The following is an 11,611-nucleotide window of genomic DNA, read 5'->3' on the forward strand; positions in this document are numbered from 1 at the left end:
TCGCGCATCCCGGCCCCCGTAACAATGGGGTTCGCCAGCACATCCACTTGATCCAGGATTTCATAATGACCAGCGACGACACGGATATTCTGCAAGACCGTGAGCGAAGCAATTGGGTCCGGCTGCGGACTTTGCTGATCCTACGATGGTGCGCTATTGGCGGGCAGATTATCGCGATCGTCATCGCCACCCGTTATTTCGGTATCAAGATCGAAGCGGGACCTTCTGCCATGACGATCGGTGCGGCGATGATCGCCAATCTGGTCACCAGCTTCATATATCCTGAAAACAAACGGCTTTCGGAACGCGAAGCCAGCGCAATGATGGCCTTTGATATCGTGCAGCTTGGGGTGCTGTTGTATCTGACGGGCGGGCTGCATAACCCGTTTGCCTTGCTGATCCTTGCGCCTGTCATCATTGCCGCCACAGTCCTGCATTTACTAAGCTTTGTGCTGCTGGGGCTGCTTGCTATCGGCATGATTACCGCAATCTTTTTCACTTTTGTGCCGCTGCAGGTCGCTGACGGCACGCTTTTACTGTTACCGCCGCTGCTGCACTTCGGTTTTTGGGCTTCGCTGGTGATCGGCGTTATCTTCCTCGGGATCTATGCCCGACAGGTCACGACAGAAATGAACACCATGGGTGACGCCCTGCTGGCAACGCAACTTGCCTTAGCCAGAGAGCAGAAGCTGACCGATTTGGGGGGTGTTGTCGCCGCCGCCGCGCACGAGCTTGGCACACCGCTGGCCACGATCAAGCTGGTCAGTAATGAGCTGATCGACGACCTTGCCGAGCATCCTGACATGCGCGAAGATGCTGAACTGATTCGCTCTCAGGCTGACCGGTGTCGCGATATCCTCCATTCAATGGGCCGCGCAGGAAAAGACGATCTGCATCTGCGATCTGCCCCACTGGAAACGGTCGTGAAAGAAGCGGCAGAACCGCATCTGCAGCGCGGACGGAACGTTAGTTTCGACATTGCGGCGGAAAACGGCTGTACCCTGCCGCAGCCCGTCATTCTGCGCCGGCCCGAAGTCATACATGGGTTGCGCAACCTGATCCAGAACGCGGTCGATTTTTCCCAGACACAGATCGCGATTGATATACGGTGGTCGGATAGCCAGATCTTTGTGCGTATCGCCGACGATGGCCACGGCTTTCCGCAATCGGTCATCGGCCGGATCGGTGACCCATTTGTACAACGCAGACGTGTAACCTTGGATGGACTGCGGCGACCGGGCTATGATGGCATGGGGCTTGGACTGTTTATCGCCAAGACATTGCTGGAACGGTCAGGCGCGCAGTTGCTGTTCGCCAACGGTCAACGGCGCATGCCGGCAGGGCAAAACACCGATCTGGGTACCGGTGCGATCGTCACAGTGACATGGCCGATGAAGGCGTTGACCTCGACCGATCAGGGCAACTATCCGATTTTAGGCAAAAACCAATTAATTCTGGATTGATTTAGATTCGTTAAGCCTGCGTTAACCCGGTTCCTTCAATTTGAAGTTGATACGACCGGGGAGATACGAATGCTTTTAACGGACGAGTTGATACGTTTTTTCGCCGCGGGCAGCTTTGCCCTGTTTGGACTATTCGCAGCATATCAAGCCTTGCGAAACTATGCCTTTGCCGGCCCGAAGGTTCCGGCCAAGTCATTGCCCGACGTGCAAACGCCAGCCTTTTTATTCGAACGTGATACCTTGATTGATGCCTCACCCAGTGGGGCCGCGTTGATTGCCAACAGCCAGGCAGGGCAATCGGACCGCGATGCAGTCATCGCCGTTCTATCGCGCCAGTTTCCAACCTTGAAAGAGACGTTATCGACACTGGGAAGCGGTTGCAGCGTGAACTTGACTGCAACTGGTGATGCCGGACTGGGTCTGACCTTATCTGAACGTCAAGGATTGCTGCGCATTGCCCTACACGCACCCGGTGTTGAAGCCGCCACCCGCCGGTACGAGGATCTGGAACGGGAATCCATTCTGGACGAGTTGAACATGCTGCGTCTTATAACCCGCGACACGCCGCAGCTGATCTGGACGGAAGACCCGCAAGGGCATCTGATTTGGGCAAACGCGGCCTATCTGTCGTATGCTGACCGCCTTATGCCGGACGATGATCGCAGTGGCCGCGTCTGGCCCGGAGAGCGGCTTTTCGTCGACATTCCACCGCCTCTGCCGAACGATCCGCGGACATTCGGCGGGCGTCATGCATTGCAGCTTCCGGGTGAGCGGGCAGAGCATTGGTTTGATATTACCGCTGTGCCGCAGGACGGATCAGTCATTTACTTTGCCATAGATGCTAATGCCGCCGTGCGCGCCGAAAGGGCCCAGCAGGAGTTTCAACAAACGCTTGCGAAAACCTTTGCCCAGCTTTCCACAGGACTGGCCATTTTTAACCGCAAACGGCAATTGGCAACCTTCAATCCTGCCCTTCTTGATATGACCGGCTTGGCCTTTGGGTTCATGTCGACACGGCCCACCATTGATATGGTGCTGCACCGCCTGCGCGAAACGCGGAAACTGCCCGAACCCAAAGATTACAAAACCTGGAAGGAACAGTTTTCCGCCCTGGAAGCTGCCGCCAAGAACGGCACCTATTCAGAGCTATGGGAAATGCCGGACGGGCAGACCTATCGCGTCACCGGACGGCCCCATCCTGATGGTGCATTGGCCTTTTTGTTTGAAGACATCACCGCCGAAGTATCCCTGACCCGTCATTTCCGGGCCGAGATTGAAACTTGCCAAGCCGTCGTGAATGCCCTGCCCGACGCAATCGCCGTTTTCTCGCCCAGCAATACGCTGGTGATGACGAATGCAGCTTATGATACACTTTGGAAGCGAGAAGACGAACCTCAGATGCTGGTCCAGGATCTGCGTGGCGCCTTGCGTGTTTGGAAGGCCCGCTGCGGTCCGTCTGGCCTTTGGCAGAACCTTGAAAACTTTAGCCAGATACGATTTGCCAGCCCCAATGTGTCAGAAGCGCTGGTGCTACCCAACGGAAGCCATCTGGATTGCGCGGTGCAAGCGATTGCAGGCGGTATGACCATGGTGCGTTTTGCTTCTGCCGTGGCGCAGCTGGAAAACAGTCCGCAGCCACCGCGTCAAGTTTATGCCTGACCGTATGATATGACGGATTAGGCTTGCAGCGGCCACGCCGTCAATTACTCTGGTGGCATGGCTTTTCCTTTTAAACGTATCCTGCTGGCTGACGCCGATGCGACCGCCGCATTGGCCGGTCATATCGCATCGGCAGCGGGGGCTGGTGACACGCTTTTGCTGCAAGGCGATATCGGAGCGGGCAAGACCACCTTTGCCCGCGCTTTCATTCGCGCCAAACTGCAATTACCAAAAGAGGATGTGCCATCACCGACCTTTACGCTGGTGCAGACCTATGACGCGGGTGACGTCGAAATCTGGCACTGTGATTTGTATCGTCTGACCGATCCGCAAGAAGTGCTGGAACTTGGGCTTGATGATGCCTTTCGGGACGCGATCTGTCTGATTGAATGGCCTGACAGGCTTGGGCGTGATGTGCCGGCAGATGCGCTGCTTTGCCATTTTACGGCTGAAGTCGACCATCATCTTTTAACGCTGACCGGCGGTGCGCGCTGGCAGGATATGCTAGGAAGCCTGCATGTCTGAACTGTTGGCGCGCGCAGCGGCATTTGTTGCCGGAACACCTTGGCAGGACTGGACCCTAAAACCGTTGGCGGGGGATGCGTCTAACCGCAGATATCTGCGCCTGACAGGGCCGGACGGGGACAGCGTCATTCTGATGGACGCTGATCCAGCCAAGGGCGAAGCTGTTGCGCCATTTGTCGCCATCGCCGAATGGCTTTGCGCAAACGGCCTGACTGCGCCCCGTATCCTGCGCCGGGATACACTACGCGGCTTGCTGCTGATTGACGATCTTGGCCCACAAACCATTGCAGAAGCAGCCAATGCCGTCGCCGAGGATCAGCTTTATGATGCCGCCGTCGATGTGCTGATCGCGCTGGACGGAAAGGCACCACCACCTGATCTGGCACAAATGACGCCTGATGTTGGTGCCGATATGGTCGCTATTACGGCGCAGACCTATTACGCCTGCGATGCTGCGCCGCTGGTCAACGCCGTACACGTTGCGCTGCGCGCCAATGCGCCCGATGCCAACGCAATGGCGCTGCGTGACTATCATGCGGAAAACCTGATCTGGCGATCAGAGCGGATGGGGCTGGACCGTGTCGGGCTGCTTGATTTTCAGGACGCTTTCATCGCGCCCCGCGGCTATGATCTGGCGTCCCTGCTTCGCGATATCCGCAGGCCTGTGCCCCCTGCGCAGGTAACACGGCAGTTGGCGCGGTTTTCTGCTGCGACAAACACTGAACCTGCGTTGTTCGCAGCGCAGGTTGCCACCCTTGGGGCACAACGCAACCTGCGAATTTTAGGCGTTTTTGCGCGGCTGGTCGCCAATGGCAAAACTCGCTACGCCGCATTTCTTCCGTCTGTCTGGGACGCTTTGATGTGCGACCTGCAGCATCCCGCGCTGCATGATTTGCAAAAGGTTGTGGTTGCCACCCTGCCCCCGCCAAAGGATCGCCCATGACCGCAATATACTCTGTCATGTTGTTCGCGGCCGGAATGGGCACGCGTATGGCACCGCTGACGGCAGACCGGCCAAAGCCGCTTATCCGCGTCGCAGATAAAACGCTTTTGGATCATGCGCTGGACCTGACGAATGTGCCGCAGGTCGACCGCCGCGTCGTCAATGTGCATTACAAAGCGGGCATGGTGCGCACCCACCTTGCCGGCCGCAACGTTGCGATTTCGGCAGAGGATCCCTTGATGGAAACCGGCGGCGGGCTGCGCCACGCCTTGCCGCTTCTAGGCACTGGTCCGGTGATGACACTGAATACCGATGCTGTTTGGCATGGGCCGAACCCGCTGGCGCAGCTTGCCGGTGCCTGGCAGCCGCAGATGGAGGCGCTTTTGCTTTTGGTGCCCCCCGCGCGGGTTGCCGGACATGTCGGCAAGGGTGATTTCGCAATCGCACCCGATGGCCGCCTGAACCGCGCCCCGGCACTGATTTACACAGGGGCGCAGATTATGCGCACCGACCGGTTGGGCGATGTGCCGATGGATGCCTTTTCCCTGAACCTGATCTGGAACGAGATGGCACAGCGCGGCGGGCTTTACGGCATCAGCTATGACGGCCGCTGGTGCGATGTTGGCCGCCCCGATTGCATTCCCCTTGCTGAACAGATGCTTCAGGCCCCCGATGTTTGACCCCACCGACCAGCCCCGCGTTTTCGGCCTGCAGCCGGGAGTAGATTTTGCGACGGGCCTTGTGGACGGGCTGACGGAACGATTTGGCGACCTAAGCCGCGTGCGGCTTTTCGTGAACACTTCGCGGATGCAGCGGCGCATCCGGTCCGTTTTTGACGCGGGCCCCGCACGGCTGCTGCCACGCGTGCAGCTTGTCACCGATCTGGCGTTCGAGGGGACACTGGCAGGCCTGCCCGTTCCCGTATCCGGATTGCGGCGGCGGCTGGAACTTTCGCGCGCAGTCAGCCGCTTGCTGGATGCCGCGCCAGAGCTTGCACCCCGGTCGGCCCTGTTCGATCTGTCCGATAGCCTTGCATCCTTGATGGATGAAATGCACGGCGAAGGCGTTGATCCCGCTTCGCTTGCTGATCTGGACGTTAGCGATCAATCGGGGCATTGGCAGCGCTCGCTTACCTTTCTGAACATTTTGCAGGCGTATTTTATCGACGGTTTCGATGCCCCCGACGCCGCCGCGCGGCAGCGGATTGTCGTCAAGGCAATGATCGCCCGGTGGGAGGCGCAGCCACCGGCGGAACCGATCATCATTGCAGGTTCAACCGGATCGCGCGGGGCAACCGCGCTTTTGATGCAGGCGGTGTCGCGGCTGCCGCAAGGTGCCATCGTCCTGCCCGGCTTTGACCGCGATATGCCGCAATCCGTTTGGGACGGGCTGGACGATGCGCTGCATCATGAGGATCATCCGCAATACCGCTTTGCCAAGATGATGCAGGCGCTGAATGTGACTGCCAAAGACGTGCAGGATTGGGCCCCCACCCCGCCGCCTTCATCTGCGCGTAACAAACTGATTTCGCTATCGTTACGCCCTGCCCCGGTCACGGACCAATGGCGGGCAGAGGGCGCGGATTTAGGCGATTTGCGCGATGCCACGACACAAGTCACGTTAATCGAAACCGACAGCCCAAGGATCGAGGCTGAAACGATTGCCCTGCGCCTGCGCCAAGCCGCGGCCGATGGATTAACCGCCGCGCTGATCACCCCTGACCGGATGCTGACACGGCAAGTCGCGGCGGCGCTGGATCGCTGGCAAATCCGCGCCGACGACAGCGCCGGCCTGCCGCTTGCGCTGTCGGCACCGGGACGGTTGCTAACCCATGTGATGGACGCCATGGGCGGGGATATAACAGCAGAGGCGCTGCTGGTTCTGCTGAAACACCCGTTGACGCATACCGCCAGCCCGGACCGCAATCAGCACCTGCTTTGGACTCGAGAGTTAGAGCTGCATCTGCGCCGGCATGGCCCGCCCTTCATTGGTCCGCAAACCGTATCCGACTGGGCGGCAGGGGTGAAAAATGCGCCTGACGAACAGATTGAATGGGGCACATGGGTCGGGCAGGTCGTCACCCTGTTAGGCCATGATGGCACCCTGCCGATTGCCGATCATCTAGAGACACATCTGACCGCGACTGTTATGCTTGCCGCTGGCCCGCACGCCAAAGGCAGCGGCGAATTGTTCCTGCAGGCACCCGGCAAAGCGGCCAAGGGGATTTGCGATGCGCTGGCCCGCGACGCGGATGCGGGCGGCGATTTGGACCTGCGCGACTATACCGCGCTGTTTCGTACGCTGCTGGCCCAAGGACAGGTCCGAGAGCCGGAGGCGACCGACCCGCGCATCCTGATTTGGGGCACGCTAGAGGCGCGAGTGGGCGGCGCCGATCTGGTGATCCTTGGCGGGCTGAATGATGGCGTCTGGCCGGGTACGCCAAAACCAGACCCTTGGCTCAACCGCGCCATGCGGCAAAAGGCTGGCCTGCTTTTGCCAGAACGGCAGATCGGCCTGTCCGCGCATGATTACCAGCAAGCGGCCTGCGCGCCGCAGGTTGTGATCACGCGATCACGGCGCAGCAGCGACGCGGAAACGGTGCCGTCGCGCTGGGTGAACCGCCTGACGAACCTGATGTCCGGCCTGCCCGATCAGCACGGGCCAGAGGCGCTGGAACAGATGCGTGCGCGGGGCAATGAATGGATCGCACGGGCCGTCGCCGTTTCTGCCCCTGTGCAGGAAATCGCCCGCGCCACGCGGCCTGCGCCCTGCCCGCCTGTTGCTGCGCGGCCCAAGGATATCTCTGTCACGCAGATCAAAACGCTCTACCGCGATCCTTTCGTCATTTACGCGCAAAAGGTTCTGCGCCTGCGGGCGCTTGATCCGCTACTGGCGGATGCAGATGTCCCGATGAAAGGCACGATTTTTCACGAGATACTAGAAAAGTTCATCGCCCAGCGCCCGGATGCCAGTGCGCCCGGCGCATACGATCAGTTCATGGGCGTCGCCCGCAACGTGCTAGCCGCGCAGTGCCCCTGGCCGACCGTGCGCCTGCAATGGATGACGCAGTTGCAATCCCTCGCCCACGGTTTTCTGGCGGACGAGGCGCAGCGTCAGCAAGCCGGGCAACTGCTTGCGTTAGAGGCGTGGGGAGAGATCACTGTTCCCGGCCCCGACATGCGCCTGACCTGCAAGGCTGATCGCATGGACGAAACCGCAAGCGGTGCAGTTATTATATATGACTACAAGACTGGTGCGATCCCGACGGAAAAACAGCAGGTGCGATTTGATAAACAGCTACTTCTTGAGGCTGCGATGGTCGAGCGTGGTGCCTTTTCCACAAAACGCGGTGCCTTTGCCGCTGTCGGCACACGCAATGTCGCGGGGGCAGCGTTTCTGGGCTTTAACGCGGCGATGAAAACGGTGCCTGCGCCGCTTGACGATCATCCCCCCACCAAAGTCTGGGCAGAGCTTGTGACGTTTCTGACGATGACCCGGCAAGTGGACTGGGGTTACGTCGCGCGGCGTGCACCTGCAGTGACAAGTTATGACAGCTATTATGACCATCTGTCCCGCTATGGCGAATGGACCGATGCGGATGCGGCTGTAAAAGTGGTGCTGACATGATCCGCGACGATGCGACACAAAACCAGGTCTCTGCCGCTGATCCGACACTGTCGACATGGCTGTCGGCCAACGCCGGATCAGGCAAGACCCGCGTTCTGACGGACCGTGTGGCGCGGTTGTTGCTAGAGGATGTATCGCCGCAAAACATCCTATGCCTGACCTATACAAAAGCCGCCGCAGCCGAGATGCAGAACCGATTGTTCAAACGCCTTGGCGCTTGGGCGATGCTGGACGACAAGGCCCTGCGCCACGATTTGGCGAACCTTGGCGTGAACGGGGTGATTGCGCCGGACAAGCTGTCAGCCGCGCGCCGATTGTTTGCGCGTGCGATTGAAACGCCGGGCGGCCTGAAAATCCAGACAATCCATTCGTTCTGCGCCAGCATCCTGCGGCGCTTTCCGCTAGAAGCCGGGGTCAGCCCCAATTTCAAAGAGATCGAGGATCGCACTGCCGCTTTGATGCGTGATGCGGTGCTGGACGAGATTGCATCGGGATCGCAGGCAGATTTGCTGGGGACTGTGCTGCGGCATTATGGCGGCGGCGACCTAGATAGATTGATCCGCGAACTGGCTGGCCGCGCCCCCGATTTTGCCGCGCCCTGTGACAGGGATGCCTTGCGGGCATCGCTTGGGATTGCGCCGGGGCAGACGATGGATCGTTTGCTTGCGCAGGTGTTTGACGCGGACACAGCCGAAATTATTCGCGACCTGATCACCGCCTGCCGCACGGGCGGTTCAATGGACAACAAAGCCGCTGACAAGCTGGAGGGTGTGAATACATCCACCCCCGGTGTGGCGGATTTGATGATCCTAGAAGACGTATTTTTGTTTGGCGAAAAGACCAAGAACCCCTTTGGCCCCAAGACCGAAAGCTTTCCAACAAAGGGCGTGCGGACGGCGCATCCTGACCTGACGGATGCGCTTGCCGGGTTGATGGAAACGGTCGCCGCCCTGCGCGAGGATCGCCAAGCGCTGATGGCCTTTGACCGCAGCGCAGCGCTGCATGATTTCGCCCATGTGTTCGTGCAGGATTATACCGCGCGCAAAACAGCGATGGGCGTGCTGGATTTCGACGACCTGATCGGCAAGGCACGCGACCTTTTGACAGACAAGGCCGTGGCCGCTTGGGTTCTGTTCCGGCTGGACGGCGGCATCGACCATCTGCTGGTGGACGAGGCGCAAGATACATCGCCCGGGCAATGGGCCGTTGTGCAGCATCTGACGCGCGAATTTGTCAGCGGCGAGGGTGCGCGAGATACGCGCCGCACTGTGTTTGTTGTGGGTGACAAAAAGCAGTCGATCTATTCGTTTCAGGGTGCCGACCCGGCTGAATTCGACCGGATGCGCGACTACTTCGACACCGCGCTGGCGCAAATCGATGACCCGCTACAGACCCGCACGCTGGCGCATTCGTTCCGATCCTCTGCCGCGATCCTGCGGGTTGTGGACGAGACGTTTGTGCGCGATCGCGCCGAGGGGCTTGGCGATGTGTCGCAGCACATTGCGTTCAACGCGGACATGCCAGGGCGGGTCGATCTGTGGCCTGTCATCAGCCCCGAAAAGGCAGAGGTCGACCCCGATGATGACTGGCTCGCCCCTGTAGACGAGGTTAGCGAGGATCATCACCATGTGCAGATGGCTGACCGGGTTGCCGCGCAAATCAAGCGCATGATCCATCACGAGACGCTGCCCGTGAAACAGAAGGACGGCAGCGTTGCGCGGCGGTCGATCCGGGCAGGCGATTTCCTGATCCTTGTGCAGGGCCGTCAGCAGTTGCTGTTTCCCGAGCTTATTCGCGCCTGCAAACAGGCCGGCCTGCCTATTGCTGGTGCAGACGTGCTGCGCGTGGGCGGCGAACTAGCGGTCAAGGATATTGCCGCACTGCTGCGGTTTCTGGCGCTGCCAGAGGATGACCTTTCGCTTGCTTCCGCGCTCCGCTCTCCTCTGTTCGGGTGGAGCGAGCAGGATCTTTTCAGCTTGGCGCATTACCGCCCGCAAGGGGGCTATCTGTGGCCAGCCCTGCGTGATGCAGATGGGTTCGAAAATACGAAAGCCGTTATCCGCGACCTTTTGGATCAGGCCGATTTTCTGCGCCCCTATGATCTGATTGCCCGCATTCTGGTGCGGCACGGCAAGCGGCAAGCCTTGCTGGCGCGGCTAGGAAACGAGGCTGAGGATGGCATTGATGCCCTGCTGGCGCAGGCGTTGGCCTATGAGTCCGATAATACGCCCAGCCTGACGGGTTTTCTAACCTGGATGGATACGGACGATCTGACGGTCAAACGGCAGATCGACGCGCAAAGCGATCAGATTCGGGTGATGACTGTGCATGGTTCCAAGGGGCTAGAAGCACCGATCGTGATCCTGCCGGATACGGCGGAACGCAAGAATGACGTAAAATCACAGGTATTGCCCGGCGATGTCCCTTTGTGGAAAGCGGCAAAGGCGCATATGCCTGCAGCAATGGCGGGCCGCGTGGACGACATGGCAGAAGCGCAGGCCCGCGAGCGGTTGCGCCTGCTTTACGTCGCCATGACCCGCGCCGAAAGCTGGCTGATCGTAGGTGCGGCAGGCGAGACAGGTCGATCCGGCGATGCGTGGTACGATATCGTCACGGCGGGGATGGGCCAAGCCGGCGCGGCAGAGGCGCTGGCCGGCGATTTGACCGTACAACGCGTGGAACACGGCGATTGGTTTGCCGGCCCCGTGCTGCCCCGCGACAATCGCGATGTAACCCGCCGTCTGGCAGAGCTGTTGGAGCCCCTGCCCGACGCTGCAAGGCCAACAACGCTGTCACCATCAGAGCTAGGCGGCGACAAGACGCTGGCTGGTGAATTTAACGATGGCGATGCGGATGCCCTGCTGCGCGGCAGTCTGCTGCATTTGCTACTGGAACACCTGCCTGCCCTGCCTGCCGATGACCGACGCTTTGTTGCTGACCGCTTAGTTGCGGCCTATCCTGACGGGGATACCGTTGAAACGGGCGATCTGATTGATGCGGCGCTTGCCCTGATCGATGCACCGCATTTGTCGGCGCTATATGCCCCGGACACTTTGGCAGAGGTTGATATTACGGCAGATCTACCCGGGCTGGGGCGGATGCACGGCAGTATCGATCGGCTGATTGTTACGCCGGATAAGGTTACGGCCATCGACTTTAAAACGAACCGCAACTTGCCCGCCGGTCCCGATCAGGTACCAGAGGGTTTGCTGCGTCAAATGGGGGCCTATGCCGCTGCGTTGGCGCAGATCTACCCAGACCGCGTTATTGAAACGGCCATTCTCTGGACTCGCGATGCGGTTTTGATGGGTCTGCCCCCTGCCCTGACATCTGCGGCATTGGCCCGGTGCAGCCTTGACCTTCCCTAGCCGCGTTCCTAGGTTCAGCCCCTGAT

Annotated in this window: 7 protein-coding genes; all 7 read left to right on the forward strand. The window is 59.8% G+C overall.

The window, feature by feature from the left end; genetic code table 11:
- Positions 1 to 65 precede the first annotated feature (65 nt).
- The 7 genes from regB to addA all read left to right on the forward strand — a co-directional run bounded on the left by regB (position 66) and on the right by addA (position 11,585).
- Positions 66 to 1,463: a sensor histidine kinase RegB gene (gene regB, locus SJY10_RS01965; protein WP_386679333.1), complete on the forward strand. Its 1,398-nt coding sequence runs from the start codon at positions 66 to 68 to the stop codon at positions 1,461 to 1,463.
- 87 nt (positions 1,464 to 1,550) lie between these two features.
- The gene (locus SJY10_RS01970; RefSeq protein WP_386679334.1) at positions 1,551 to 3,122 is read left to right on the forward strand and encodes a PAS-domain containing protein; all 1,572 of its coding nucleotides are present in this window, start codon (positions 1,551 to 1,553) and stop codon (positions 3,120 to 3,122) included.
- A 57-nt stretch (positions 3,123 to 3,179) separates the two neighbouring features.
- On the forward strand, positions 3,180 to 3,647 hold the full coding sequence (gene tsaE, locus SJY10_RS01975) for a tRNA (adenosine(37)-N6)-threonylcarbamoyltransferase complex ATPase subunit type 1 TsaE (protein WP_386679335.1): 468 nt from the start codon (positions 3,180 to 3,182) through the stop codon (positions 3,645 to 3,647).
- A complete protein-coding gene (locus tag SJY10_RS01980) occupies positions 3,640 to 4,590 on the forward strand; it encodes an aminoglycoside phosphotransferase family protein (protein WP_386679336.1) in 951 nt (316 codons plus the stop codon). Before tsaE ends, SJY10_RS01980 begins: the two co-directional genes overlap by 8 nt.
- Positions 4,587 to 5,270, forward strand: coding sequence for a nucleotidyltransferase family protein (locus SJY10_RS01985; protein WP_386679337.1), 684 nt, complete (start codon positions 4,587 to 4,589; stop codon positions 5,268 to 5,270). Before SJY10_RS01980 ends, SJY10_RS01985 begins: the two co-directional genes overlap by 4 nt.
- Positions 5,263 to 8,217, forward strand: coding sequence for a double-strand break repair protein AddB (gene addB, locus SJY10_RS01990; RefSeq protein WP_386679338.1), 2,955 nt, complete (start codon positions 5,263 to 5,265; stop codon positions 8,215 to 8,217). The genes SJY10_RS01985 and addB overlap by 8 nt, the downstream gene beginning before the upstream one ends.
- Positions 8,214 to 11,585 carry a double-strand break repair helicase AddA gene (gene addA / locus SJY10_RS01995; protein WP_386679339.1) on the forward strand — a complete coding sequence of 1,124 codons (3,372 nt, stop codon included), beginning with the start codon at positions 8,214 to 8,216 and terminating at the stop codon, positions 11,583 to 11,585. Before addB ends, addA begins: the two co-directional genes overlap by 4 nt.
- Positions 11,586 to 11,611 lie beyond the last annotated feature (26 nt).

Origin of the sequence: Loktanella sp. R86503 (assembly GCF_042466455.1) — a bacterium.
GTDB lineage: Bacteria > Pseudomonadota > Alphaproteobacteria > Rhodobacterales > Rhodobacteraceae > Loktanella.